General features: G+C 63.9%; 23 protein-coding genes. 9 read left to right on the plus strand and 14 right to left on the minus strand.

The window, feature by feature from the left end:
- Window positions 1-7: 7 nt before the first annotated feature.
- From P6U25_RS19750 to P6U25_RS19770, 5 genes are all read right to left on the minus strand, one after another.
- The gene (locus P6U25_RS19750) at window positions 8-727 is read right to left on the minus strand and encodes a haloacid dehalogenase type II (RefSeq protein WP_407146428.1); all 720 of its coding nucleotides are present in this window, start codon (window positions 725-727) and stop codon (window positions 8-10) included.
- Window positions 728-869: 142 nt separating this feature from the next.
- Window positions 870-1,868: a class II fructose-bisphosphatase gene (gene glpX / locus P6U25_RS19755; RefSeq protein WP_407146429.1), complete on the minus strand. Its 999-nt coding sequence runs from the start codon at window positions 1,866-1,868 to the stop codon at window positions 870-872.
- A gap of 75 nt (window positions 1,869-1,943) precedes the next feature.
- Window positions 1,944-3,263, minus strand: coding sequence for a homoserine dehydrogenase (locus P6U25_RS19760; protein WP_407146430.1), 1,320 nt, complete (start codon window positions 3,261-3,263; stop codon window positions 1,944-1,946).
- A gap of 22 nt (window positions 3,264-3,285) precedes the next feature.
- Window positions 3,286-4,506 (minus strand): LL-diaminopimelate aminotransferase, encoded by a 1,221-nt coding sequence (locus P6U25_RS19765; RefSeq protein WP_407146431.1) that lies wholly within the window; start codon window positions 4,504-4,506, stop codon window positions 3,286-3,288.
- A gap of 214 nt (window positions 4,507-4,720) precedes the next feature.
- Complete coding sequence (locus tag P6U25_RS19770; protein ID WP_407146432.1) at window positions 4,721-5,044, minus strand: hypothetical protein; 324 nt, start codon at window positions 5,042-5,044, stop codon at window positions 4,721-4,723.
- A 292-nt stretch (window positions 5,045-5,336) separates the two neighbouring features.
- Between P6U25_RS19770 and P6U25_RS19775 the strand changes: the two genes are divergently transcribed.
- Together P6U25_RS19775 and P6U25_RS19780 are read left to right on the plus strand one after the other, a co-directional pair.
- The gene (locus P6U25_RS19775; protein WP_407146433.1) at window positions 5,337-7,145 is read left to right on the plus strand and encodes a PHA/PHB synthase family protein; all 1,809 of its coding nucleotides are present in this window, start codon (window positions 5,337-5,339) and stop codon (window positions 7,143-7,145) included.
- A 73-nt stretch (window positions 7,146-7,218) separates the two neighbouring features.
- Window positions 7,219-7,617 carry an MAPEG family protein gene (locus P6U25_RS19780; protein WP_407146434.1) on the plus strand — a complete coding sequence of 133 codons (399 nt, stop codon included), beginning with the start codon at window positions 7,219-7,221 and terminating at the stop codon, window positions 7,615-7,617.
- A 45-nt stretch (window positions 7,618-7,662) separates the two neighbouring features.
- On the opposite strand, the gene P6U25_RS19785 is transcribed toward P6U25_RS19780, so the two are convergent.
- From P6U25_RS19785 to P6U25_RS19805, 5 genes are all read right to left on the minus strand, one after another.
- Window positions 7,663-8,253, minus strand: a complete 591-nt coding sequence (locus tag P6U25_RS19785; RefSeq protein WP_407146435.1) for a class I SAM-dependent methyltransferase — start codon at window positions 8,251-8,253, stop codon at window positions 7,663-7,665.
- A 14-nt stretch (window positions 8,254-8,267) separates the two neighbouring features.
- Window positions 8,268-9,248: an N-acetyl-gamma-glutamyl-phosphate reductase gene (gene argC / locus P6U25_RS19790; protein ID WP_407146436.1), complete on the minus strand. Its 981-nt coding sequence runs from the start codon at window positions 9,246-9,248 to the stop codon at window positions 8,268-8,270.
- The gene (locus P6U25_RS19795; protein ID WP_407146437.1) at window positions 9,245-9,910 is read right to left on the minus strand and encodes an FMN-binding negative transcriptional regulator; all 666 of its coding nucleotides are present in this window, start codon (window positions 9,908-9,910) and stop codon (window positions 9,245-9,247) included. Before P6U25_RS19795 ends, argC begins: the two co-directional genes overlap by 4 nt.
- Before the next feature lie 319 nt (window positions 9,911-10,229).
- On the minus strand, window positions 10,230-11,219 hold the full coding sequence (locus tag P6U25_RS19800; RefSeq protein WP_407146438.1) for an MBL fold metallo-hydrolase: 990 nt from the start codon (window positions 11,217-11,219) through the stop codon (window positions 10,230-10,232).
- A 143-nt stretch (window positions 11,220-11,362) separates the two neighbouring features.
- The gene (locus P6U25_RS19805) at window positions 11,363-11,893 is read right to left on the minus strand and encodes a DedA family protein (protein WP_407146439.1); all 531 of its coding nucleotides are present in this window, start codon (window positions 11,891-11,893) and stop codon (window positions 11,363-11,365) included.
- Between the two features lie 199 nt (window positions 11,894-12,092).
- Between P6U25_RS19805 and P6U25_RS19810 the strand changes: the two genes are divergently transcribed.
- The 4 genes from P6U25_RS19810 to P6U25_RS19825 all read left to right on the plus strand — a co-directional run bounded on the left by P6U25_RS19810 (window position 12,093) and on the right by P6U25_RS19825 (window position 16,633).
- A complete protein-coding gene (locus P6U25_RS19810; RefSeq protein ID WP_407152560.1) occupies window positions 12,093-12,446 on the plus strand; it encodes a hypothetical protein in 354 nt (117 codons plus the stop codon).
- A gap of 133 nt (window positions 12,447-12,579) precedes the next feature.
- The gene (gene parE / locus P6U25_RS19815) at window positions 12,580-14,640 is read left to right on the plus strand and encodes a DNA topoisomerase IV subunit B (RefSeq protein WP_407146440.1); all 2,061 of its coding nucleotides are present in this window, start codon (window positions 12,580-12,582) and stop codon (window positions 14,638-14,640) included.
- A gap of 232 nt (window positions 14,641-14,872) precedes the next feature.
- Entirely contained in the window at window positions 14,873-15,664 is a 792-nt protein-coding gene (locus tag P6U25_RS19820) for an outer membrane protein (protein WP_407146441.1), read from the plus strand.
- Between the two features lie 198 nt (window positions 15,665-15,862).
- Window positions 15,863-16,633: an SDR family NAD(P)-dependent oxidoreductase gene (locus tag P6U25_RS19825; protein WP_407146442.1), complete on the plus strand. Its 771-nt coding sequence runs from the start codon at window positions 15,863-15,865 to the stop codon at window positions 16,631-16,633.
- A 161-nt stretch (window positions 16,634-16,794) separates the two neighbouring features.
- Here P6U25_RS19825 and P6U25_RS19830 read toward each other — a convergent pair whose 3' ends face one another.
- Window positions 16,795-18,045: an FAD-dependent oxidoreductase gene (locus P6U25_RS19830; RefSeq protein WP_407146443.1), complete on the minus strand. Its 1,251-nt coding sequence runs from the start codon at window positions 18,043-18,045 to the stop codon at window positions 16,795-16,797.
- A gap of 70 nt (window positions 18,046-18,115) precedes the next feature.
- Window positions 18,116-19,609, minus strand: coding sequence for a caspase domain-containing protein (locus P6U25_RS19835; protein ID WP_407146444.1), 1,494 nt, complete (start codon window positions 19,607-19,609; stop codon window positions 18,116-18,118).
- Window positions 19,610-19,853: 244 nt separating this feature from the next.
- On the opposite strand from P6U25_RS19835, the gene P6U25_RS19840 reads away from it, so the two are divergent.
- From P6U25_RS19840 to P6U25_RS19850, 3 genes are all read left to right on the plus strand, one after another.
- Complete coding sequence (locus P6U25_RS19840) at window positions 19,854-20,288, plus strand: helix-turn-helix domain-containing protein (RefSeq protein ID WP_407146445.1); 435 nt, start codon at window positions 19,854-19,856, stop codon at window positions 20,286-20,288.
- A gap of 356 nt (window positions 20,289-20,644) precedes the next feature.
- Entirely contained in the window at window positions 20,645-22,066 is a 1,422-nt protein-coding gene (locus P6U25_RS19845) for a DEAD/DEAH box helicase (protein WP_407146446.1), read from the plus strand.
- A 259-nt stretch (window positions 22,067-22,325) separates the two neighbouring features.
- On the plus strand, window positions 22,326-23,393 hold the full coding sequence (locus P6U25_RS19850; protein ID WP_407146447.1) for a GGDEF domain-containing protein: 1,068 nt from the start codon (window positions 22,326-22,328) through the stop codon (window positions 23,391-23,393).
- A 137-nt stretch (window positions 23,394-23,530) separates the two neighbouring features.
- Here P6U25_RS19850 and P6U25_RS19855 read toward each other — a convergent pair whose 3' ends face one another.
- Together P6U25_RS19855 and P6U25_RS19860 are read right to left on the minus strand one after the other, a co-directional pair.
- A complete protein-coding gene (locus P6U25_RS19855; RefSeq protein ID WP_407146448.1) occupies window positions 23,531-23,980 on the minus strand; it encodes a TfoX/Sxy family protein in 450 nt (149 codons plus the stop codon).
- A 149-nt stretch (window positions 23,981-24,129) separates the two neighbouring features.
- Window positions 24,130-24,522 carry a HesB/IscA family protein gene (locus P6U25_RS19860; RefSeq protein WP_407152561.1) on the minus strand — a complete coding sequence of 131 codons (393 nt, stop codon included), beginning with the start codon at window positions 24,520-24,522 and terminating at the stop codon, window positions 24,130-24,132.
- Between the last annotated feature and the right edge of the window lie 21 nt (window positions 24,523-24,543).

Below are 24,543 nucleotides of genomic sequence, written 5' to 3' on the forward strand. Positions count from 1 at the left end.
ACCAGTTCTAGCAGCCCATTCGGCTGGCGATTTCCCCGAAATCCTTGGCGACGATGTCCCAGTCGCCGGTGGCCTCGAAATCGACTTTCTGCAGCGGGCCGTATTCGGTCGGACGCGCGACGAAGGCGGTCTTCAAGCCATGCTTCTGCGCATGCTTCAGATCGTAATTGTGCGCGGCGACCATCATCACCTGCTCCGGCGGCAGGCAGAGCAGCTTCGCCGCACCGAGATAGGTCTCCGGATCGGGCTTGTAGTGCTCGAACAGCTCGGCCGACATGACGAGGTCCCAAGGGAGCCCTGCGAACTTCCCCATGTTGGTCAGCAACGCGACGTTGCCGTTCGAGAGCGGCGAGATGATGTATTTCGTCTTCAGCCGCGCCAGCCCTGCGACGCTGTCCGCCCACGGGTGCAGGCGATGCCAGCCCATCGTCAGATGGTGCAGATCGGCATCCGTCAGCCCCTTGATATCGAGCTGCGCGACCAGCTTCTCCAGCGAGCGGCGATGCAGCACGTCGAGGATGACATAGCCGTTCTGCGGATTCTTGCGCACCTCGTCCATCGAGGCGGTGTAGACCGCGCGCCAGCCATCGACCAGCGCGGTCCAGTCGGCCTTGATGCCGCGCGTCTCCGACCATCTGGTGAAGTCGTTGATCAGGCTGGTGCGCCAATCGACCACCGTGCCGAACACGTCGAACACCAGCGCTTTCACTGCGGAAAGATCGGACATGCGCGGCTCCCTTTTTCTTGTTGTTTGACCCGTCGTTCCGGGACGGTGCGCAGCACCCTACCCGGAACCTCGAGATTCCCCGACGCGCAATTGCGCATCTGCGGTCTGGTCCTTCGGACCATCCCGGAATGACGATGTCTGCTCAGTCCAGATGGAACTTGTCGAGCTGGCGGTGCTCCGCCTTGATGTAGCGCACGGTACCGGTGACGGAGCGCATCACGACCGTCTCGGTCTCGATCACGTCCTTCTTGAACTTCACGCCTGTCAGCAGCGAGCCGGTGGTGACGCCAGTCGCGGCGAACAGGCAGTCGCCCTTGGCCATGTCCTCGATGCCGTAGATCATCTTCGGGTCGGTGACGCCCATCTTGTGCGCGCGCTCGCGCTTCTCCTCGCTGTCGAGGATCAGGCGGCACTGCATCTGGCCGCCGATGCAGCGCAGCGCGACCGCAGCCAGCACGCCCTCGGGCGCGCCGCCGGTGCCGATATACATGTCGACGCCGGTCTCATCGGGCTTGGCACAGTGAATGACGCCGGCGACGTCACCGTCGGTGATGAGCTGCACGGCAGCGCCCGTCGAGCGCACGCTGTTGATGATATCGGCATGGCGCGGACGGTCGAGCACCAGCACGGTGATCGCGGTCGGATCAACGCCCTTGGCCTTGGCGAGCCGGCGCACGTTGTCGGCCGGCGGCGCGTCGAGCTCGATCACGTTCTTGGCGTAGCCTGGACCGATCGCGATCTTCTGCATGTAGACGTCGGGCGCGTGCAGCAGCGTGCCGCCATCGGCCATCGCCATCGTCGCGATCGAGCCGGGCATGTTCTTGGCGCACAGCGTGGTGCCTTCGAGCGGGTCGACCGCAATGTCGACCTTGGGTCCGGCATTGAGCCCGACCTTCTCGCCGATGAACAACATCGGCGCCTCGTCGCGCTCGCCCTCGCCGATCACGATGGTGCCTTCGATCGGCAGCTTGTTGAGCTCGCGGCGCATCGCGTCGACCGCGGCCTTGTCGGCGGCTTTCTCCTGACCGTGGCCGCGCAGCCGCGCGGCCGATACCGCCGCGCGCTCCGTCACCCGCACGATTTCGAGCGTCAGGATGCGCTCGAGCAGCAACTGCGGCGGAACGGAAATATGGGTCGACATCGGCGTACTCCTCAAAGCCTCGCGGGCCACACTGCCCGCATCAATCGTCATGCGCCCGTCCGTGCAGGTGGCGCGCTAGTTCTTCTCGATCCGGATCACCTGCGGCCGGCCGCTGATGACCTTATCGCGCTGCACTGCGGCCAAAGCGCGATGCACCGCGTCCTCACTGGTGGCATAGGTAATCAGAATGACCGGAACTGGTGAAGGTTTTTTGGCCGCACCATTCACATCGACGCCATCCGGATGCCGTTGCACGATCGATTCCAGTGATATCTTCTGTTCCGCGAGCCGGGTGGCGATTGTTGCGGCAGTGCCTGCAAGATCGCGCGCCATCAGGCGGATGTAATAGCCACCCTCGTGGCGTTCCATCGGCGCCTTGGTGGTGCCGCGCAACCGCTCCACCGGACGGCCGAACGGCTTGGCCCTGATTCCGCGCGCGACGTCCACGATGTCGGCGACCACCGCAGAAGCCGTCGCCGCGCCGCCCGCCCCGGGGCCGACCAGCGTGATCGGCGGAATCCCTTCGCCGTCGATGGTCACCGCATTGGTGACGCCCATCACCTGGGCGATCGACGACGATTTCGGCACCATGGTCGGATGCACGCGCTGCTCGATACCCTTGGCAGTACGCACGGCAACCCCGAGCAGCTTGACGCGATAGCCGAGCTCTTCGGCGGCGCGCAGGTCTTCAGGCGTGATCGAGGAGATGCCTTCGACATAGACGGCGCTTTGCGCGACCTTGGTTCCGAAGGCGAGGCTCGCCAGGATCGCCAGCTTCTGCGCGGTGTCGTGGCCGTCGACGTCGAAGGACGGGTTGGCTTCGGCATAGCCGAGCCGCTGGGCATCCTTGAGGCACTCGGCGAACGACAGTCCCTCCTGCTCCATCCGCGTCAGGATGTAATTGCAGGTGCCGTTGAGGATGCCATAGACGCGGCTGACGCCGGTGCCGGCAAGTCCCTCGCGCAGCGTCTTGACGATCGGGATCGCGGCGCCAACCGCCGCTTCGAAATTCAGCGCGCCGCCATGCTTCTCGGCGGCCGCGGCCAGCCGCAAGCCATGCTTGGCAATCAGCGCCTTGTTGGCGGTCACGACCGACTTGCCGGCCTTCAGTGCCGTCTCGATCGCGCCGAATGCGGGATCGCCGGCGCCGCCCATCAATTCGACAAAGCAGTCGACGTTGGGATCCTCGGCCAGCGCCTGCGGGCTCTTGGCCCATTCAACGCCGCGCAGGTCGAGGCTGCGCTTCTTGGCCTTCGACCGCGCCGTCACGGCGACGACGCGTACGCCGCGGCCGCTGCGTTCGGACAGCACGCGTCCCTGCGCTTCGATCAGACGGACCACATCGGCACCGACGGTGCCGAGTCCCGCTATGCCCACTTTGAGGGGTGCGACCATGAGAGTAAGGAACCTGGAAGGATTAGCGTCGATTGGCGAGAGGAACCACGTTGTGCAACGTTTCGATGCCGCTTTCAAGGAAGCGGCGCACGCCGCGCGCGGCCTGCCGGATCCGCTGCTCGTTCTCGACCATCGCGATGCGGACATAGCCTTCGCCATGCTCGCCGAAGGCAACGCCGGGCGATACCACGACGCCGGACTTCTCCACCATCAGGGTCGCGAACTGCATGCTGCCGACCGCCTCGAACGCCTTCGGCAGCGGTGCCCAGGCGAACATCGAGGCTTGCGGCGGCGGAATGTCCCATCCGGCGCGACCGAATGACTCGACCAGCGCGTCGCGGCGCTTGCGGTAGGTGTCACGCATCTCGCGGATGCAATCCTCGGGCCCGTTGAGCGCGGCCGTCGCCGCCACCTGGATCGGCGTGAAAGCACCATAGTCGAGATAAGACTTCACGCGCGCGAGCGCCGCGATGATGCGCTCGTTGCCGACCGCAAAGCCCATGCGCCAGCCGGCCATCGAGAACGTCTTCGACATCGAGGTGAATTCGACGGTGACGTCGATTGCGCCCGGCACCTGCAGCACCGACGGCGGCGGATTGTTCTCGTCGAAATAAACTTCCGCGTAAGCGAGATCCGACAGAATGAAGATGTCGTGCTTCTTCGCGAAGGCGACGAGGTCCTTGTAGAAGTCGAGATCGGCGACATAGGCGGTCGGATTCGACGGGTAGCAAACGATCAGCGCGATCGGCTTCGGGATCGAATGGATGATCGCCCGCTCGACGGCTTCGAAGAACTGCGGCGTCGGTTCGGACGGCACCGAGCGGATCACGCCCCCGGCCATCAGGAAGCCGAAGGCGTGGATCGGGTAGCTCGGATTGGGACACAGCACGACATCGCCCGGCGCGGTGATCGCCTGCGCCACGTTGGCGAAGCCCTCCTTCGAGCCCAACGTCGCAACCACCTGCGTATCCGGATTGAGCTTCACGCCGAAGCGCCGCGCGTAATAGGCGGCCTGGGCTTTTCGCAGGCCGTTGATGCCGCGCGAGGCCGAATAGCGATCGGTCCTAGGCTTGCCGAGGGTTTCCTTGAGCTTTTCGATCACATGCGAAGGGGTCGGGAGGTCCGGGTTCCCCATACCCATGTCGATGATATCGGCCCCGGCATTGCGTGCGGCCGCCTTGGCCTGGTTGACCTTTTCAAAGACGTAAGGCGGCAGGCGACGAATGCGATAAAATTCTTCCATGGGACCCTTGCTCCAACAACCGGCACACCAGAATCGACGACCCTTGGCCAGCTCTCGAAGCCGGACTCGGCTCCCTCCAGAAATCGCACTGAATCAATAACTTAGGGCGAATTCAGGCGCACGAGGCTGGAACAGGCGGCCGGATATGCGGTTGAATTGACGTTCTTTTAGCACGGACACCCGGTCGCGCCAGCGCAGATCGAGCTTTCACACACTACCGTCCGGTCGCGGCGTTCGCCGCCACGTCGCTCGCGGCCGCCGCATTCTGGGCCGCAGCGGTCGCCTGGCGCTCTCGCGCAGCCTTCAGCTCTGCCTCGAGCTTGGCCTGGTCGGCCGGCTTCATGGTCGCCTCGTTGCGATCAGGCGGGAGATCATGAACAGGAAGGTAACCGCCGGCGTCCTTTGGTCGCTCTGGCGCATCGGCCGGGACTCCGATGCCGGGCAAATCCGCAACCGTGCTCGAACAAGCTCCCAGCGCCGCCGTCGATGCGAGCAGCACTGCGGCCGCGAGCCCCCTCATCATCCGATCGAACGGCATTTGCCGAAAAGTCCCCAACAAGCTGGCGCGCAGGCTGCACGTCGCCGACACGGGTCGCACTGGTACGAGCCTTGCAGCGTCCCCGCTGCGTTAATCTTGGCTTTAGCCGTTCAAACGATTGTCGCTTGAAACGATTAAGGCCTGAACAACATAAGCGTTGCCGTGAGGCTTCAATATGTCGGAACCAAGTTTTTTTGTCGCGGTGCAACAGCGCGAAACACGGGATTTTGCCTGATCGGCGTTGCCGCACCGCGCGATGACGCCCATGAAACGAAGCGATAATGTGCTTGAGATGAGCAACGTTAGTACCGAAACCCAGGCCGCCCCCAAGTTCAACGCCGAAGCCTTCGCCATGAATATCGCGCGGGCGATGGAGAGCAGCGGTCAGGCGCTCGCCGCCTATCTCAAGCCCCGGCAGACCGGCGAGGTTCGTGATCAGACCCCCAATGAACTCGGCGAGGTCATCAAGACCTTCAGCGTGATTGCCGAATACTGGTTGTCCGACAAGGAACGCGCTTCCGATCTGCAGCTCAGGCTCGGGAAGGACTATCTCGATCTCTGGGGCGCGGCGGTGCGTCGCATGGCCGGCGAATCGGACGCCAAGCCGGCGATCGAGCCGCCCCCTCGCGACAAGCGTTTCCAGGATCCGGAATGGAAGTCGAACCAGTTCTTCGACTTCATTCTCCAGCTTTACCTGCTGACGTCGAAATGGGCTCAGGAACTCGTCCGCAACGCCGAGGGAATCGATCCGCATACTCGCAAGAAGGCCGAATTCTACGTCCAGCAGATCACCAACGCGCTCGCACCGTCGAATTTCGTCCTGACCAATCCTGAGGTGCTCCGCGCCACCGTCGAATCCAACGGCGACAACCTGGTACGCGGAATGAAGATGCTGGCGGAGGATATCGAGGCCGGCCACGGCACGCTTCGGATTCGCCAGTCCGACCCGACCAATCTAGAAGTCGGCGTCAACATGGCGACGACGCCGGGCAAGGTGATCTACCAGAACGAGCTGATGCAGCTCATCCAGTATTCGCCGACGACGGAGAACGTGCTGCGCACACCGCTGCTGATCGTGCCTCCCTGGATCAACAAGTTCTACATCCTCGATCTGCGCACCGAGAAATCGTACATCAAATGGTGCGTCGATCAGGGCATCACGGTGTTCGTGATCTCCTGGGTCAATCCGGACAAGGAGCTCGGCAAGAAGAGCTGGGCCGATTACATGACCGAAGGCCCGCTCACGGCGATGGATGTGATCGAGAAGGTCACCGGCGAGATGAAGGTTCACACCGCGGGCTATTGCGTCGGCGGCACCCTGCTCGCCTCGACGCTTGCCTATCTCGCCGAGAAGCGCCGCCAGCGCGTGACCTCTGCGACATTCTTTGCGGCCCAGGTCGACTTTACCCACGCGGGCGATCTGCTGGTGTTCGTCGACGAGGGGCAGATCTCAGCGCTGGAACGCGACATGCAGCAGTCCGGCGTGCTCGAAGGCAGCAAGATGGCGATGGCCTTCAACATGCTGCGCTCGAACGACCTGATCTGGTCCTATGTGGTGAACAACTATCTCAAGGGGCAGCCGCCCTCCTCGTTCGACCTGCTGCACTGGAATTCGGACGCGACCCGGATGCCGGCGTCGAACCATTCCTATTACCTGCGCAACTGCTACCTCGAGAACCGGCTGTCGACGGGCACGATGGTGCTGGACAACACGCTGCTGGATTTGTCGAAGGTGAAGGTTCCGGTCTACAACCTGGCCACGCGCGAGGATCACATCGCGCCGGCGGAATCGGTGCTGTACGGCTCGCAGTTCTTCGGCGGCCCGGTGAAGTATGTCCTTTCCGGCTCGGGCCATATCGCCGGCGTGGTCAATCCGCCGGCAGCGAACAAGTACCAGTACTGGACCAACGACAACATCAAGGACGTCAAGCTGGCCGACTGGCTGAAGAATGCCCAGGAGCACAAGGGCTCGTGGTGGCCCGACTGGCAGGAATGGCTGGAGAATCTCGATTCCGAGAGGGTGGCGGCGCGCGCGGTGGGCAGACCGGAGATGCCGCCGCTCGAGGACGCTCCGGGGAGCTACGTCCGCGTCCGCGCGTAGCGCAGGCCCTTCCGCTCAGTTATAAGCAGATCGTCCCGGCGCTCGGGAATCGAACTCAGTTGAGGGGGAGACGATGACGCGTGAACTGTTCTGGCTGGCGCTGACGGTGATCCTGACCGGACTGCTCTGGATTCCCTATATCATCAACCGCTGCCAGGTCCGTGGCCTCTCCGGCACGATGGCCAACCCCTCGCGCAACGACAAGCCGCATGCGGAATGGGCGACTCGGTTGATGTTCGCCCACGACAATGCCGTGGAGAACCTCGTGATCTTCGCGCCGCTGGTGTTGATCCTCAACGCGGCCGACTATTCGACCAAATGGACCGTGCTTGCCTGCGCCGTCTACTTCTGGGCCCGCGTCGCGCATCTGATCGTCTACACCCTCGGCCTGCCGGTGTTCCGCACGCTGGCGTTCACGATTGGCTTCCTCGCCCAGGCCGTGCTCGCTCTCGCGATCTTCAGGATCGTCTGAGCGGCAGCATCGCGCCGGTTGCGGCGCCTGCCGCGCCGGCGGTAGCTAACTGTCCTTGCGCACGACGACGTGCAACATGGTTGCCGGGGCATCATCAAAGCTCTTGATCTGGCTGGTGTCGGACGAGAGCTGCGTCCACGGGCCGGCCGACGCGTATGTCGCTTGCAGCCATTCCGGCGAGGGATAGTTGTAGTAGCGGCCGATGCTGTCGCGGCCGTCATCGTGGCCGATCTTGTAGCTCGCATAGAAGATCCCGGCGGGCTTCAAGGCGCGGTGAATCCGGGTAAGCACGCCAGCCAACTCGTCGCGCGGAACATGCAGCAGACAGGCGCTGGCCCAGACGCCGTCATAGACATCGCGCTCGTCGAGTTCGTCGAACAGCATCGCTTCAACGGGATGACCGAGGCGACGCGCCGCGATCTCGGCCATTTCAGGTGAGCCGTCGGTGGCATGCAAGGCGAACCCCCTGGCAAGCATGACCGCGGCATGATTGCCGGCACCACAACCGAGCTCGAGGATCGCGCCACCCAGCGGCAACAGGCCGAGAAAGCCTGTCAGCCGGGTGGATGGGGCTTTCCCCCACCCGGCATAGGCCTCGGCGTTGCGCCGGTAGAACTGCAGCGTGTCCTCGTCCACGATGAGGCCTGCCGTCAGCTATCGGCCAGCCCCAGCATGAGCCGCATGTTCTGCACGGCTGCGCCCGAGGCGCCCTTGCCCAGATTGTCGAGCCGCGCGACCATCACCGCCTGGCGGTGCTTGTCGCTGGCAAAGACGTGGAGCTCGAGCGTGTTGGTCTCGTTCAGCGCCTCCGGCTCGATCCGGCCGCTCTTGGCGGCTTCATTCTGCAGCGGCATCACCGAGACGTAGCGGCTTCCGGCGTAGCGCTTCGCCAGCGCAGCCTGGAGGTCGGCGCCGGTGGGCTTGCCCGGCAACGCGTCGAGCTGCAATGGCACCGAGACCAGCATGCCCTGCCGGTAGTTGCCGACCGACGGAATGAAGATCGGCCGCCGCGTCAGCCGCGAGTAGAGCTGCATCTCCGGCACGTGCTTGTGCTCGAAGCCAAGTCCATAGAGCTCGAAGGCCGGCGCGGTGCCGTCCTCGTGGCTCGCGATCATCGACTTGCCGCCGCCCGAATAGCCGCTCACCGCGTTGACCGTGAGCGGATAGTCCTGGGGAAGCAGACCGGCATCGACCACCGGCCGAAGCAGCGCGATTGCACCGGTCGGATAGCAGCCCGGATTCGAGACTTTCTTCGCGGTCTTGACCTTGTCGGCCTGGTCGGGCGCGAGTTCCGGGAAGCCGTAGGCCCAGTCGGGCGCGACCCGATACGCCGTCGAGGCGTCGAGCACCTTCGGAGCGGCGTTCCCCATCGTGTCGATCAACGCGACGGTCTCCTTCGCGGCATCGTCCGGCAGGCACAGGATCACGAGATCCACCTCCTCCATCAGCGCGCGCTTCGCCGCAGGATCCTTCCGCTTGTCCTCCGCGATGGTCTTGATCGCGACGTCGCCCTGCTGGCGCAGCCGTTCCTGAATGCCGAGACCGGTCGTGCCGGACGCGCCATCGACGAACACGGTGGGCTTGGCCGCCGCGCCGGCAGTGGTCGGCTTGTCGGTGTCGGTGAGGCTCATGGCACGCTCCTTTCGAGCTCGTTCGATTCGGTTACAAAGACATCAGGCCGCACCTGCCGCATCAGATGCGCGATCTCCTGTGCGCCGGCATCGCGTTGCGCGGCAAGCGCGCCCGCAACCGCCGCAAAGTCGGTCTCGGATTTGTGCTGGTTCAGCTTGAAGCTGCCCTCCACTTCTTCCACCGTCATCTCAAGGCCCACGATCGCCTTCTTCATGGCATCCAGTCGCGCGGCTGTCATCTTGCCCGATGTCCACGGCCTCTTGGGCAACAGCCGGTGCTCGAACTTGGCGCTCAGCGCATCGAGGTGACCGGCAAGTTCTTGACCCGACAGCGCCCGCACCGGTCCGGTCAGATGGACGGCCTGATAGAGCCAGGTCGGCACCTGGTCCGGCGACACATACCAGTCCGCCGATACATAGGCGTCAGCGCCGTTGATAGCCAGCAGCCAGGGCCTGCCGCCGGCCAGCTTTACCAGCGGATTGTGACGGGCGACATGAAACAGCGCCCGCGGCGTGCCGTCATCCGCGTAGACCAGATAGAACGGCAGCGCGGAAGCGACCGGCTTTGCGCCGTCCCACGCGCAGGCGATGCCGAAACCGCGCGCTTCGGCAAAGGCGAGGCTTGCGGCGCGGTCGGGCTTGAATACCGGTGGCGTATACATGGTCGTAGCTCCTGCGTGACGTAGGAGCCGCCAGATCGAACCGCGTGTCTTTGTCAGGGAGAGCGCCGCGGAGGGGATCCAGCGGCAGAGGCGATGATCTTAAACGCGAACGCTCGCCTGTACCGCGGAGGTACGGCGACGGCGAGCAATAATGATGGTCGCGGCGTTGATCATGGGCGCCGCTATAGGGCTGCGCCCTTGCCGCGTCAAGATCAGTTTCGTCATTGCCGGGCGCGCGCCTTGCGCGCGAACCCGGATTCTTGAGATGCGGCGCGAGATTCCGGGTTCGATGCCAACGCATCGCCCCGGAATGACGAGCCTAGATCACAGGATTCCAGGGCGCCGGAATCACCCGGTAGCCATCGCCGTCCTTCTCGACATGGCCGAGACCCGGGAATGGATAGTGGAAGCCCTGCACCTGGAGCCGCTCCGCAACCACCATGTCGTAGACGCGGCGTCGGGTCTTCTCCGCGAGGTCGCCGTCCTGGTCGAAGAAGGCGTGCCAGCCGGGATGGGTCGCGAACGGGTTCGGGTTGTTGGTGACGTCGGACTGGATGAAGACCTTGCCCGCGCCGGACGCCAGCACATAGGAGGTATGGCCCGGCGTGTGGCCGATCGTCTCGACCGTGGTCAAGCCCGGCGCGATCTCCTTGCCCCACTCATAGGGCGTGACCTTCTTCTTCAGGCCGGCGTCGAAGACGTTGCGGTTGTTCTTGAACAGGCCCTGCATGCGCCCCGCCGGCGCGCGGCTCATCTCGCCGTCGTCCATCCAGAATTTCCATTCGGTCGCGGGGACGAGCACCTCGGCGTTCGGAAATGCCGGCGTTCCTTCGGCGGTCAGCAAGCCGTTCACGTGGTCGCCGTGGAAGTGCGAAATCACGACCATGTCGACATTCTTGGGATCGAAGCCGGCTGCGACGAAATTGTCCGCGAACAGGCCGTTGGTGCCCTTGCTGCTGGCCTTCGCCAGCGCACCGTTGCCGGTATCGATCACGACAAGCTTGCCGCCGGTGTTGATCACCAGCGGTGCGAAATAGATCGTCATCATGTCGCGCGGCATGTAGGCCTTCTCCAGCGCGGCGTTCACGTCATCCCGCTTGGCGTTCGGGATGAAGGAATCCTCGAGCTTGAAGACGTTCTTGCCGTCCGACACCACCGTGACCAGGATGTCGCCGACCTTGTAGCGATAGAAGCTCGGCGCCTGCCTGTCGGCTATCGGCGCGGCCGCGTTGGCCGAGACCGCGGGCAACAGTGGCGCGGCCGCAAACCCGGCGGCGCCGACAAGAGCGTGACGTCGTGTCAGTTCCATGTGAGATCCTCCCAGTGAGGCTGTGACCACGGTCGACATTTCTCGCTTACGCAGAGGGATTTTATTGAACTCCTCCGCGACAACACCGGCCTGGCCGGTGTCATCCGCGCTAACCCCTGTCGCCCCGCTATATTCCGAGGGCCTCACACCACCCGCCAGATCCATTCGATAGTCCTTGCGATGACGTCACCGAACAACAGCAGGGCCGCGGACCAGACCAGCGCGGACACGAAATTGGCGATCTGAAACGGCCAGTACGACATCTCGAAAATGCCGGCCGCGAGCGGCACCGAGGCCCGCAGCGGACCGAAGAAGCGCCCAATGAAGATGCTGGGCACGCCCCACCGCCTGACGAACGCCTCACCGCGCGGCAGGATTTCCGGATAGCGCGACAGCGGCCACAACTGCGCGACGTGCTCCTTGTAGCGGTAACCGAACCAGTAGGAGACCCAATCGCCGAGCGCCGCGCCGATGCCGCCGGCGATCCACACCGGCCAGAAACTGATTCCGCTGACGCCGATTAGGGCACCGATCGCAACCAGCGCGCCCCAGGCAGGGACAAGCAGTGAGATGAAGGCAAGCGATTCAGCGAACGCCAGCAGCAGGACGATCGGAGCGGCCCAGACCTGGTGATGGCGCACGAACTCGGCCAGGGCGCGCGCAGAATCTTCCATTTCGTCCGGTGCCTTCCTGCTCCGTTGATGGCCCTGAATGAACCTTTCTACCGGCTCCCAGCCTAAGAAGAGGTAAGCCAGGCCGTTGCGTGACATCAAGTCACAATGGTGCGGATCGAATGTGATTTCTCACAGGCTGCCGCCCGACTGGCTCGCATCCCCTACAGGACGAAGGACGGACTGGATGATCGGATCACTGATGATATGCGTGAGCGTTGTCGTTCTCTTGTTCGGAATGCTCGCGGGCATCGCCATGGGCATCCAGCAGGACTTCACATTGGCACCGGCGCATGCGCACCTCAATCTTGTCGGCGGCGTGCTGCTGTTCCTGTTCGGCCTCTACTACCGGGTGTTTCCGGCCGCCGGCGCGACCTTGCTGGCGAAGCTTCAGGGCTGGCTCCATATCGTTGGAGCTATTCTCTTCCCCGCTGGCATTATGCTGGTGGTCCTGAAGGGACACGCGTTCCTTGCAGCGCCCGTGGTGGGGTCGCTGCTGGTCACGCTCGCCATGGCCCTGTTCACGGTCATTGTATTCCGCACCTCGCGGGCGTAATCGCAGATTCCTATCTAGGGGATAGCCAGGCCCGGACGCGGTCCGGTCTGGTTGTCCCCATAGGCAGCCCATCCGTGGCATAGTCAGAGCAACCGATTCGCCGCGCCAGTGCTCGCGCGTCATATGAAGATCCATGGCTAAATCTCTAAAACCAAACGTTAAAAGCAAATCAGCCGACGATTTGTTCGATGCCCCGGAGCCGAAAGGGCGTGCGCCGCTGAAGGTCGCTGCCCGGTCCTCGGGGGGCGCTGAGGCCGGCTATACGGCGGCTGACATCGAGGTGCTGGAGGGGCTGGAGCCGGTCCGCCGACGACCTGGCATGTATATCGGCGGCACCGACGAGAAGGCGCTCCATCACCTGTTCGCCGAGGTGATCGACAACTCGATGGACGAGGCGCTGGCGGGCCACGCGACCTTCATCGAGGTGGAACTGACGGCCGACGGCTTCCTGACCGTGACCGACAATGGCCGCGGCATTCCGATCGACCCGCATCCGAAATTCCCGAAGAAGTCGGCGCTCGAAGTCATCATGTGCACGCTGCACTCGGGCGGCAAGTTCGACTCCAAGGTCTATGAGACCTCGGGCGGCCTGCACGGCGTCGGCGTCTCCGTCGTCAACGCCCTCTCCTCGCGGCTCGAGGTCGAGGTCGCGCGCAGCCAGAAGCTCTATCGCATGAGCTTCGAGCGCGGCCTTCCCAAGGGCAAGCTGGAGGATCTCGGCAAGGTCAACAACCGCCGAGGCACCCGCATCCGCTTCAAGCCGGACACCGACATCTTCGGCGCCAAGGCGACGTTCAAGCCGCAGCGTCTGTTCAAGATGACGCGCTCGAAGGCCTATCTGTTCGGCGGTGTCGAAATTCGCTGGCGTTGCGACCAGGAACTGCTGAAGGGCGTCGAGGACGTGCCGCCCGAGGCGACGTTCCACTTCCCCGGCGGCCTGAAGGATTATCTCGCTGCGGCGATCCACGCCGACACGCTGGTGCATCAGGACATCTTCTCGGGCAAGTCCGGTCGCAGCGGCGCCCACGGCGCCTGCGAATGGGCAGTGGCGTGGACTGCGGACGCCGACGGCTTCCTGTCGTCCTACACTAACACCGTGCCGACCCCCGATGGCGGCACGCACGAATCCGGCCTCCGCAGCGCATTGCTGCGCGGCCTGAAGGACCATGCCGAGCGCGTCGGCCAGGGCAAGCGCGCGGCCTCCGTCACCTCGGAAGACGTGATGGTGGGCGCAGCGGTGATGCTCTCGGTGTTCGTGCGCGAGCCTGAATTCCAGGGCCAGACCAAGGATCGCCTCGCCACCGCTGAAGCCCAGCGCATCGTCGAACAGGCGATGAAAGACCCGTTCGATCATTGGCTGTCGGGCAATCCGAACCAGGCCAACAGGCTGCTCGATTTCGTGATCGATCGCGCCGAGGAGCGGCTGCGCCGCCGTCAGGAGAAGGAGACCGCGCGCAAGACCGCGGGCAAGAAGCTCCGCCTGCCCGGCAAGCTCGCCGATTGCACCGACGCCGGGACAGAAGGCTCCGAACTCTTCATCGTGGAGGGCGACTCGGCGGGCGGCAGCGCCAAGCAGGCGCGCGACCGCAAGACCCAGGCCGTGCTGCCGCTGCGCGGAAAGATTCTCAACGTCGCGTCCGCCGGCAAGGACAAGCTGATGGCCAACGCCCAGCTCTCCGATCTCGTGCAGGCGATCGGCTGCGGCACGCTCGCGCATTACCGCGAAGAGGATCTGCGCTATCAGCGCATCATCATCATGACCGACGCCGACGTCGACGGCGCTCACATTGCTTCGTTGCTGATCACCTTCTTTTACCGGCAGATGCCGCGGCTGATCGACGAAGGGCATCTCTATCTGGCGGTGCCGCCGCTCTACAAACTGACCCATGGCACCAAATCGGTCTACGCCCGCGACGACGCGCACCGGGATGCGTTGATCAAGAGCCAATTCAACGCCAACGCCAAGGTCGAGATCAGCCGCTTCAAAGGCCTTGGCGAGATGATGCCGACGCAGCTCAAGGAAACCACCATGGATCCGGCCAAGCGGACGCTGCTACGGGTGGTGTTGCTCGCCGACGACCGCGAAGGCACCGCCGACTCGGTCGAGCGGTTGATGGGCACGAAGGCGGAGGCGCGCTTTGCCTTCATCTCCGACAAGGCCGAATTCGCGAGCGATGATCTGCTCGACGTCTAAACGTCAATCTATTGATTCTACTTATCTTTTGGCCGCTCCTCGTGTGGGAGCGGCCGCTTTCTTTTTGGGGCGGCAGAGCCCCGTTTGGGTCATGGTCCGTTCCGTTTTCGGCCGGTTGTGTCCCGCCCGCAACAGCATTTTTGTCGCGGCCACGTATAGTGCGGCCATCAATTACGGGAATCGGCGCCAGCGCCAGTCCCAGCGACCGAACGCAAAAGCCGAGGATCTAACAATGAAGAAGTTTCTGCTCGCTCTGACCGCGGTGGCTGCGATGACGGCTTCGGCGTCGGCGGCTGATCTTGCCGCCCGCCCCTACACCAAGGCTCCTGCCCCGCTCCCGGTCGCTCCGAGCTGGACCGGCTTCTATATCTTCGGCGGCGGCGGCGGTGGCGTCTGGGACGCTGATACCGGCGTGCAGTCGACCACCACGGGTGCGCCGATCCTCGGCTTCAACCAGCGGCAGGGCGGCGACGGCTGGTTCGGCACGGTTGGCGCCGGGTACGACTGGCAGGTCAGCCCGGCCTGGGTCTTCGGTGTGTTCGCCGACGGCCAGTTCGGCAGCCTGAAGGGCACCATTCAGGATCAGGGTCCGTTCCTGGCTGGCAGCATCAAGAACGACTACAACTGGGCGGCTGGCGTGCGCCTCGGCTATCTGATCGCGCCGAACGTGCTGTCCTACGTGAACGCAGGCTACTCCAACTCGCACTGGAAGGGCACGACGCTGTTCGACACGGCGAGCGCACTGCCCTCCGGTCTGCACACCGATGGCTTCGATCGCAGCGGCTGGTTTGTTGGCGGCGGCGTCGAGAACAACCTGAACTTCTTCGGTATCACCGCGCCGGGTTGGTTCATGAAGACCGAGTATCGTGCTGCCTACTACGACAGCAAGAACATCTCGGAGCTGTTCGATGGCACGAACCTGTCGAACGGCCGCGACATCACCTTCAAGCCGCTCGTGCAGACGATCAGCACGTCGCTGGTCTACCGCTTCAACTGGAGCGGCCCGGTGGTCGCCAAGTACTGATTTCTGCGCAAGCGCAGTCGAAAAGCCCCGGCATCCTCCGGGGCTTTTTTGTTGCCCACGTGCCGCGCTGCGACCGCAGCGAAGGAACTCCGCCGGAAATCGTCTCTCGCGCAGGGCCGTCCGTCGGATCCTGATCTGGTCGCGCCGCCGATGATCGGGCACTCTGCGCATCGGTTCCAAATAACCCGGACAACAACAATGAAGAAAGAACTGTTCGATCTCTCAGGCAAGGTCGCGGTCGTCACCGGCGGCAATGGCGGCATCGGGCTCGGCATGGCGCGGGGCTTCGCCGACGCCGGTGCAGCGATCGCCGTCGTCGGCCGTAACGAGGAGAAGTCGAGAGCGGCCGTCGAGGATCTCAGCCGGCGCGGCGTCAAGGCGATCGCGGTGGCAACCGACGTCACCGACAAGGCGGCGGTTGCTGCGATGGTCGAGCGTGTCACCAAAGAGCTCGGGCGGATCGACATCCTTGTCAACAACGCCGGCATGAGCATCCGCAAGTCGCCACACGAGCTGGAGCTCGATGAGTGGAGCAAGGTGATCGACACCAACCTCACCAGCGCGTTCATCTGTTCGAAAGCTGCGTATCCGGCGCTGAAGGCCTCCGGCCGCGGCAAGATCATCAACATCGGCTCGATGATGTCGATCTTCGGCGCAAGCTTCGCGGCGGCCTATGCTGCGAGCAAGGGCGGTATCGTGCAGTACACCCGCGCCTGTGCCAACGCGTGGGCGCCGGACAATATTCAGGTCAACGCCATCCTGCCCGGCTGGATCGACACCGACCTGACGCGCGGTGCGCGCCAGCAGGTCGCCGGCCTCCACGACCGCGTGCTGGCGCGGACCCCGGCAGCACGCTGGGGCGCGATCGACGACTTCGCCGGGATCGCCGTGTTCCTGGCCTCGCCGGCGTCCGACTTCGTCACCGGCACCGCGATTCCGGTCGACGGCGGCTATTCGATCATGGCCTAGAGCGTTTTCGAGCGAAGTGGATACCGGTTCGCGTGAAGAAAACGCGTCAAAACATCTAGAGCTTCGGTTCTGATTCAATCAGAACCGAAAATGCTCTAGTCAGCGAAACGCCCCCGCCAACGTGAGGGCCTTCACCAATTGCATGAATTGCTCGCCGGCTCTCAGCTCTGGGCCGGCGAGTGCACATGTTCGGGCCGCACCCCCACGCCGACGAGGCGCGCGAGCTGCCCCTGCAGCCATGGCACCGCAGTGATAACCCGCGCAGCGAGCGGCACCTTCAACGGCCGGCCGCCCGATTTCAGCGCCACGGAGATGATGTTGTTCTGCGCGATCACCTGCATGCCCTGCGTCATCCGCATCGGAAATTCGCGCCGCCGCCTGACTGCATCGAGCTCTTCCTCCGACGGACAGCCGCGGGCGAGCTTCGCCGCCAGGATATTGGCGGTCGCGACCGCGTCCTGCACCGCGAGGTTGACGCCGACGCCGCCAATCGGCGACATCGCGTGTGCGGCATCGCCGATGCACAGCAGGCCGGGACGGGTCCAGCGGGTCAGGCGGTTGATTGCCACGGTGAGCAGCTTGACGTCGTCGAAGCTCTTGACCTCGGCGATGCCTGATTTGAGGATCGGCGCGATCCGCACGACATCGTCGAGCAGCGCCGGCAAGCCCTTCGCCTTCACGGCGTCATACTGTCCCTTGGCGATCACATAGGCGCACTGCCAGTAATCGCCGCGATCGAACGTCACCAGCATCTTGCCGGGCTCGACGCGGGCGAACAGGTTCTCCGTCGCGTCCGGCTGACGCCCGACGCGAAACCACAGCACGTCCATCGGCGCGCCGATCTCCTCGACCTCGAGCCCGGCGCATGCGCGCACCGTGGAATGGCGGCCGTCGCAGGCGATCGTGAGGTCTGCCTCGATGTCGATGGTCCCGTCCGGCGTGTTCGCACGCACCCCCGTGACCGTGTCGCCGCGCCTGATCAGGTCAATTGCCTCCGTGGTCATCAGCACCTTGAGCGACGCGAAGCGCTTGCCGCTGTCGCGCAGGAAATTCAAAAAGTCCCACTGTGGCATCATCGCGATGAACGGGTATTTGACGCTGACGCGGCTGAAATCAGCCAGCCGTATCGGCGTGCCGCCAAACACGCCCTCGAGCTTCTGCAATTGCTGATGCGGAAGCTTCAGGAAGCCGTCGATCAACCCGAGTTCGTCCATCACCTGCAACGTCGAGGGATGCACGGTGTCACCGCGGAAATCACGGAAGAAATCGGCATGCTTCTCCAGCACCACGACCTCGACCCCGGCGCGTCCGAGCAGATAGCCGAGCATCATGCCGGCGGGGCCGCCGCCGACCACGCAACAGCGGACTTTCATCGAGCGCGCTTTTGACTGCTCCGGATTGCCTGTATCCATGCCGTCACCCTCGTTGCTTCGCAAATCCTAGGTTGCATTGTAACGCCGATCGGACGGAAAGGATGCAAGGCTAGCGCCGGAACGTCTTGATCTCGGACACGCTGCCGTCGCGATAGGTCAGCTCCACCGACACCGACTTGGTCTGCGGCGCAAGCTTCAGATACGGCTGCGCGTTGGATGGAATGGCGCCGGGATCGCGGAAATCGCAGGCAGGCATCTTCAGCACCTTGTCCGGCACCGCGGTGTCAATGCCGATCCGCACCTCACGGATCGCGCAGCGATACGACATCAGGTGCGTGTAGTAGACCAGCAGACCGTTGAACTCGCGGAACGACAACCAGTTCGTCGCGGTCATGTCGAGGATCTTGCGCTGATCCCGGATCAACGCCGCCTCGGGATCGAACCTGATCGGAAACGGCCCCTGCATCTCGCCCTGCACATCGATATAGCGGAGCTCGATGGTGCCGGCCGGCGCGTCGGCCGGCAGTTCGATCGACGGATTGGGCATGCGCTTGCGGGTCCGCGGGTCGAGCGTATCGATGAAGCCGGTTTCGCGGAAATCGCCGCTGCCGCCGATCCGCCAGGAAATGCCGAGCGCCGGGTCGGCGAGCGAGAACACCACCGTCCAGCCGCCATTGTGCCGGGAGAAGCTTGCGATCGGCGCATTGACGGCCTCCTCCTTCGGCACTTTCGGCACCGGCGGCAGCGCCGCCACCTGCTGCGACGGCGCCGCTTGTTTGACCGCATCGCCCACAGCCTTCGGCGCTCCGTTGAGGAAGACGTCGTCGACCATCTGATCGAAGTAGACCGGGATCTGCTTGTGCTTCACTGTCTCGGCCATCTCGCTGACCAGACGCCGCGTGCGCTGCGCGACCTGCACCAGGTTTTCGCCAGGTTGCAGCAGCTCCCTGGCAAAGGTCCGGGTGAACACCGAGTTGGGATTGGTGTCGTCGTTCGAGAGTCGATCGAGCGCGGTTTGGCGCGGTCCTGCCGAAAACACCGAGAATACGCCCTCCGGCAGTTGCGTCATCGGCGCGAGCCCGCCGCCGCCCGCAACGGCGCGCGTGCCAGGGCGCTCGAACGGATTGTTACGGCAGGCGTCGAACACCAGGATCGAGGTCCGCACCTTTTTGTTCTGCAGCCGCTCGATGATGCGGTCGGCGAGCACGGAAGCATCGCGCACCAGCTCTTCCTGGCCTTCGGTCGCCGCCGGCACGTCGGTCGGCAGCAGGAAGTTCTGACCCGCGATTTCGAAGCCGTGGCCGGCGTAGAAGAAGAAGGCGGTGTCGCCGGGCTCGACCGCCCGGTCGAAGGCAAGCAGCGTTTCGGAGAACGCCTGGCGGTTCAGATTCTGGGCCACCATGACGTTGAATCCGAGCTGCTTGAGCGTATCGCCCATGGTGCGAGCGTCGTTGACGGCCTTCTGCAGCTTCGGCACGTTCTTGTAATCGTTGTTGCCGATCACGAGCGCGACGCGCTTTTCGGCGTGAGCCGGCACGATCACGACCAGCAATGCAGCCGCGATGGCGGTTGCCACAGAAAGCTTCGAAAGCCAGCCCCTCATCCCCTAAGTCCCGCAAGCACGACAAGCCGGCGGTCTGGACGGCCGTCGGTAAATAGTCGGATCAGATGTCAGGCCGGTTCAACGACCGGCCGCGCTACGCTTAGCTGGTTCGGCCCGACAACACCCGGCCAAGATCGCGAGCTGTCCCTGCCCGGCTGCCGGTAATGTTTCCTTTCATCATCGGCGTGATAACTAGCGCTCTCAAGTGCCGGTTCGACCGCTCCTGAAGTTCTCACGGTCTCACGTGTACACATGGTCTACCGATCAAGTCGATCCGCGTGATCGCTTCGACTACTGGCGTGAGGGCCCGGGCAGCGGGCTCGCGCAACACGCGCTTAGAACCGGCCGCCTGTCGCTCGCCCGCCGCCTGATCGAGCGCTATCTGTCGCGACCGGCGCTGTCGCCCGCCTTGATTGCCGACATGCTCGGCATTTCGGTGCGGCACATGCACGTCCTGTTCGAAGCGACCCCGACGAGCTTCTCGCAGACCGTGGCGGCGTTGCGGGTCGATCGGAGCTGCCGCCTGCTCCGTGAGGCACCCGATCGGCCGATCGCGGAGATTGCCTTTGCCAGCGGCTTCGACAGCCTTGCGACGTTCTATCGGGCCTTCAACGCAGTCGAGGGCATGTCGCCGGGTGATTACCGCGCGATCCAGCGCGCCGCGTCCATCGAGCGATGACCCCCCGCTACCCCGGGGCGTCCGGCGAGCTCAGCGGCCGGCGCTCGCCCAGGGGCGTTGCGGCCCCTTGCCCAACGCGGCGAGTTTGTTTGATCGAAAATGACGGATAGGACGCTTATTTCGGCGAAAACGTTAAGCTTTTTCGGCCATTTGGCCGGTTCCAAGATTGACTTTGCCGGTTTGGACCCTATGTTCCAGCTTAACGTGGCCCTCGGATCGAAGCGCGATTCGTCAGGTTTGCCGCCCGTCAGCGTCACCCAGAGCCCCCGAGCTTTTTTGAGAAGCGAGCCGTTTCGGGGCCGAACGCGACAGCCTTTTACCTTCGATTCCGAACGGCGGTATCGACCAGAGGCTCAATGTCCTTTTCCAATCTAGGCCTGTCCGACAAGGTCCAAGCCGCAGTTGCGGCCGCAGGTTACACCACCCCCACCCCCATCCAAGAACAGGCGATCCCCCACGTTCTCGCCCGCCGCGACGTCCTCGGGATCGCTCAGACCGGCACCGGCAAGACGGCGGCCTTCGTGCTTCCGATGCTCACGATCCTCGAAAAGGGCCGCGCCCGGGCACGAATGCCGCGCACCCTGATCCTCGAGCCGACCCGTGAGCTCGCCGCCCAGGTGAAGGAGAACTTCGACAAATACGGCGCCGGCCAGAAGCTCAATGTGGCGCTCCTGATCGGCGGCGTCTCGTTCGGCGACCAGGACTCCAAGCTGATGCGCGGTGTCGACGTCCTGATCGCAACGCCTGGCCGGCTGCTCGACCATACCGAACGCGGCGGCCTGCTGCTCACCGGCGTCGAGCTGCTGGTGATCGACGAGGCCGACCGGATGCTCGACATGGGTTTCATCCCCGACATCGAACGCATCTGCAAGCTCGTCCCCTTCACGCGGCAGACCTTGTTCTTCACCGCGACGATGCCGCCGGAGATCAGCCGCGTCACCGAAGCCTTCCTGCACAACCCGGCCAAAGTGGAAGTTTCCAGGCCCGCGACTACGGCGGTGACCGTGAGCCAGTCGCAGGTGCCCGCGGGCCGCGAACCGCACGAGAAACGCGAAATTCTGCGCCGTCTGCTGCGCGGGGCCAAGGATCTCAACAACGCGATTATCTTCTGCAATCGCAAGCGCGAAGTTGCCATTCTTCACAAGTCGCTTCAGAAGCACGGCTTCAGCGTCGGCGCCCTGCACGGCGACATGGACCAGACCGCGCGAATGGCCGCGCTCGATCAATTCCGCAAGGGCGAGCTGCCCCTGCTGGTGGCTTCCGACGTTGCCGCCCGCGGCCTCGACATTCCCGCCGTCAGCCACGTCTTCAATTTCGACGTGCCGCATCATCCCGATGACTACGTCCACCGCATCGGTCGCACCGGTCGCGCCGGCCGGACCGGCACCGCGATCTCGATCGTCACCCCGCTCGACAGCAAGTCGATCGCGGCGATCGAGAAGCTCATTGGTCAGCAAATCCCGCGCGCCGAAGGCGACTATACCGTTCATAGCGAAGCGTCTGACGAGACCGAAGCGCCGCGCCGGTCGCGCAGCCGCGATGGGTCACGCGACGGCGGCCGCGGTGGCCGCAAGCCGCGCCGCGAGCGTGAGCCCCGCCACGAACGCGAACCGCGGCACGGCGGTCGCAACGGCGCCCAGCCGCAGGCGGCAGCGCAGCACGTCCCCTCAATCGGCCGCAGCGAGCCGCGACGCCCGCAGCGCGAGGTCGACCACGAGCCCGCCGATCACTCGCATCTGCCAGCGTTCCTGCTGCGTCCGGTGCGTGCCCGCGTCTGAGGCTCAAACTTCGGTCTGATGTCCTGGATGAGGCGCGCGATCTTCGCGCCCGGCGACAGCTTGATCTCTGCATTTCCGTGCGAAAGCGTCGAAACGGCGGGCGTTATCCCGACGCGTGACGCATTCCGCGGTAACCCAGCCTGCTTCCCGTAATTCTACTGTTTACCTTGCCTTCACTCTCGTCCCGTACGCTTGGCTCAATAATTTAGTTATTGCTGCTGGGAAATGACCGGCACCGGTTGCTATTGGGGACGTGACAGTGGTCAACCTGCTGGACGAATACGAACGTACATTGGCATTCGCCGAAGTCGCGCTCGGCCAGATCCGCTCCCTTCGCCACACTGCGATCCCCCGCAACTATGAAATCTGGTACGTCTACGCGACTGGTTACAACGCCCCCCTCAACAAGATCATCAACGAAACGCTGGCACGCAGCGGCAAGCTCAGCGAAGCCGATCTTGAGCAGATCTACGAGACCTACCTCTCGCATATCAAGACGTCGGACCGTATCGACAAGGTTGGCGCTCGCGTCATTGGCGAGATCAACGACGTCATGAAGCTGCTCAACGATGCGCTGAGCGTATCGGCGACCTACGACACGAGCCTGGTCGGCGCCAGTGACAAGCTTGCGACGGCGACGACGCGAGAGCAGATCAAGGCCGTCGTCGAGGGGCTGATGCAATCGACGCGCGAGATGCGCGAGACCAACATGGCGCTCGAGACGCGGCTCGCTCTGTCCAAATCCGAGATCAGCAATCTGCAACACAGCCTCGAAGCGATCCGGGCCGAGAGCCTGACCGATCCGCTGACCGGCCTAGGCAACCGAAAGTATTTCGACCGCTCGATCGACATGGCCGTGCAGGCTGCGCTTGCCAGCAACGAACCGTTGTCGCTCCTGATGTTCGACATCGACCACTTCAAGTCGTTCAACGACTCCTATGGTCACCTGACCGGCGATCAGGTGCTGCGGCTGGTGGCGCAGTCGCTGAAGCAGACCATCAAGGGCCAGGACATCACGGCTCGCTACGGCGGCGAGGAATTTGCCGTGGTGCTGCCCAATACCGCACTGCGCCAGGCGCTGACGGTCGCCGACCATATCCGCCGCGCGGTGATGGCCAAGGAATTGAAAAAGAAGTCTACCGGCGAGATCCTCGGCCGCGTCACCATTTCGGTCGGCGTCTCCATGCTGAAGCAGGACGACGACACGGATTCCCTGATCGAGCGTGCCGATGCCTGCCTCTACGCCGCCAAGCGCGCCGGCCGCAACCGCGTGATTTGCGAAGCCGATCCGGAATACAGCGCTGAGACGCAGAATCGCGTGGCGTAGCCGCCTGTGCGGGTGAGCAAGCGCGCCCGAGACGCGCTTCTCAAGACGGTTGACTGATGCAGTCGGCCTATCCATCGAGCCGCATATGCGGAACAATGGATTGCTTCGTCGCTATCGCTCCTCGCAATGACGGCCTCTCAGGGCGAGGACCTTTTCGTCGGCGCGCGCTTCTTCTTGGCCGAAGACCGTCTCGCAACCGCCCTCTTCACCGCCCGCTTTTTGCCAGCGGCGTCCTTTACAGCGGCCTTCCGCGGCCGTGGCCGCCTGCGGAGCGCGGCGCGCTGGGCGGCGGCGAGCGCCAAATGCGCCCACACCGCAAGTTCCTCGGAATCGTCGAACAGCCGCGCCGGCAACTGCCAATACGAATTGACCGTGACGGTCTTGGACCGCGTCTGGTACGAAAACGGTTTCGACCCTTCCGCCTCGAATTGCGGAATGGTTTCGTCGTCGGCGCGGAAGTAGAGCCCGGCGCGCAGCGCCAGCGCGAAATTGGTGCCGTCGGCGGAGATGCCATAGCCGGAGAACATCCGGCGCAGCGTGACCGGGCCGAAATCAGCGAACAGGTCGATCAGGAATTCGCGGTCCATGTGCCGGCGCCCCTCCCCTCTCCGCTCATGGTGAGGAGCGCGTCAGCGCGTCTCGAACCATGAGGTCTCAGTTCACCCCGCGGCCATCCTTCGAGACGCCCCGCTAGATGCGGCTACTCAGGATGAGATCAGAGTGCGCGGCAGCGCCGCTAGACCTTCGCCGGCTTGAGCTGCACCGACTCGCCGCAGCCGCAGGCAGAGACCTGGTTCGGATTGTTGAAGACGAATTGGGCCTGCATCTTGTCGGCCACGTAGTCCATCTCGGTCCCGAGCAGGAACAGCACGGCCTTTGGATCGACCAGGATCTTCACGCCCTTGTCCTCGACCACTTCATCAGTCGGGCGGATCTCGTGCGCGTATTCGACGGTGTAGGACTGTCCCGCGCAGCCGCCGTTCTTGATGCCGACGCGCAGGCCCACGATCTCGGAATCGGCGCGCTTGGCAAGTTCCGTGATCCGCTCGGCTGCGGCATCCGTCAGTTTCATGACCTGCGGGCGCGGCCGCGGCTTCGGCTTGGCTGGGGTTGGTGAAGCTTGTGTCATGTCATTCATGTGGTCAGTCCC

Origin of the sequence: Bradyrhizobium sp. ORS 86 (genome assembly GCF_045571475.1) — a bacterium.
Lineage (GTDB): Bacteria > Pseudomonadota > Alphaproteobacteria > Rhizobiales > Xanthobacteraceae > Bradyrhizobium.

Excerpts from the sequence above, each read along its gene's own strand:
- P6U25_RS19750 (WP_407146428.1), bottom strand. The coding sequence starts at position 727 with ATGTCCGATCTTTCCGCAGTGAAAGCGCTGGTGTTCGACGTGTTCGGC.
- glpX (WP_407146429.1), bottom strand. The coding sequence starts at position 1,868 with ATGTCGACCCATATTTCCGTTCCGCCGCAGTTGCTGCTCGAGCGCATC.
- P6U25_RS19760 (WP_407146430.1), bottom strand. The coding sequence starts at position 3,263 with ATGGTCGCACCCCTCAAAGTGGGCATAGCGGGACTCGGCACCGTCGGT.
- P6U25_RS19765 (WP_407146431.1), bottom strand. The coding sequence starts at position 4,506 with ATGGAAGAATTTTATCGCATTCGTCGCCTGCCGCCTTACGTCTTTGAA.
- P6U25_RS19770 (WP_407146432.1), bottom strand. The coding sequence starts at position 5,044 with ATGCCGTTCGATCGGATGATGAGGGGGCTCGCGGCCGCAGTGCTGCTC.
- P6U25_RS19775 (WP_407146433.1), top strand. The coding sequence starts at position 5,337 with ATGAGCAACGTTAGTACCGAAACCCAGGCCGCCCCCAAGTTCAACGCC.
- P6U25_RS19780 (WP_407146434.1), top strand. The coding sequence starts at position 7,219 with ATGACGCGTGAACTGTTCTGGCTGGCGCTGACGGTGATCCTGACCGGA.
- argC (WP_407146436.1), bottom strand. The coding sequence starts at position 9,248 with ATGAGCCTCACCGACACCGACAAGCCGACCACTGCCGGCGCGGCGGCC.
- P6U25_RS19795 (WP_407146437.1), bottom strand. The coding sequence starts at position 9,910 with ATGTATACGCCACCGGTATTCAAGCCCGACCGCGCCGCAAGCCTCGCC.
- P6U25_RS19800 (WP_407146438.1), bottom strand. The coding sequence starts at position 11,219 with ATGGAACTGACACGACGTCACGCTCTTGTCGGCGCCGCCGGGTTTGCG.
- P6U25_RS19805 (WP_407146439.1), bottom strand. The coding sequence starts at position 11,893 with ATGGAAGATTCTGCGCGCGCCCTGGCCGAGTTCGTGCGCCATCACCAG.
- P6U25_RS19810 (WP_407152560.1), top strand. The coding sequence starts at position 12,093 with ATGATATGCGTGAGCGTTGTCGTTCTCTTGTTCGGAATGCTCGCGGGC.
- parE (WP_407146440.1), top strand. The coding sequence starts at position 12,580 with ATGGCTAAATCTCTAAAACCAAACGTTAAAAGCAAATCAGCCGACGAT.
- P6U25_RS19820 (WP_407146441.1), top strand. The coding sequence starts at position 14,873 with ATGAAGAAGTTTCTGCTCGCTCTGACCGCGGTGGCTGCGATGACGGCT.
- P6U25_RS19825 (WP_407146442.1), top strand. The coding sequence starts at position 15,863 with ATGAAGAAAGAACTGTTCGATCTCTCAGGCAAGGTCGCGGTCGTCACC.
- P6U25_RS19830 (WP_407146443.1), bottom strand. The coding sequence starts at position 18,045 with ATGGATACAGGCAATCCGGAGCAGTCAAAAGCGCGCTCGATGAAAGTC.
- P6U25_RS19835 (WP_407146444.1), bottom strand. The coding sequence starts at position 19,609 with ATGAGGGGCTGGCTTTCGAAGCTTTCTGTGGCAACCGCCATCGCGGCT.
- P6U25_RS19845 (WP_407146446.1), top strand. The coding sequence starts at position 20,645 with ATGTCCTTTTCCAATCTAGGCCTGTCCGACAAGGTCCAAGCCGCAGTT.
- P6U25_RS19855 (WP_407146448.1), bottom strand. The coding sequence starts at position 23,980 with ATGGACCGCGAATTCCTGATCGACCTGTTCGCTGATTTCGGCCCGGTC.
- P6U25_RS19860 (WP_407152561.1), bottom strand. The coding sequence starts at position 24,522 with ATGACACAAGCTTCACCAACCCCAGCCAAGCCGAAGCCGCGGCCGCGC.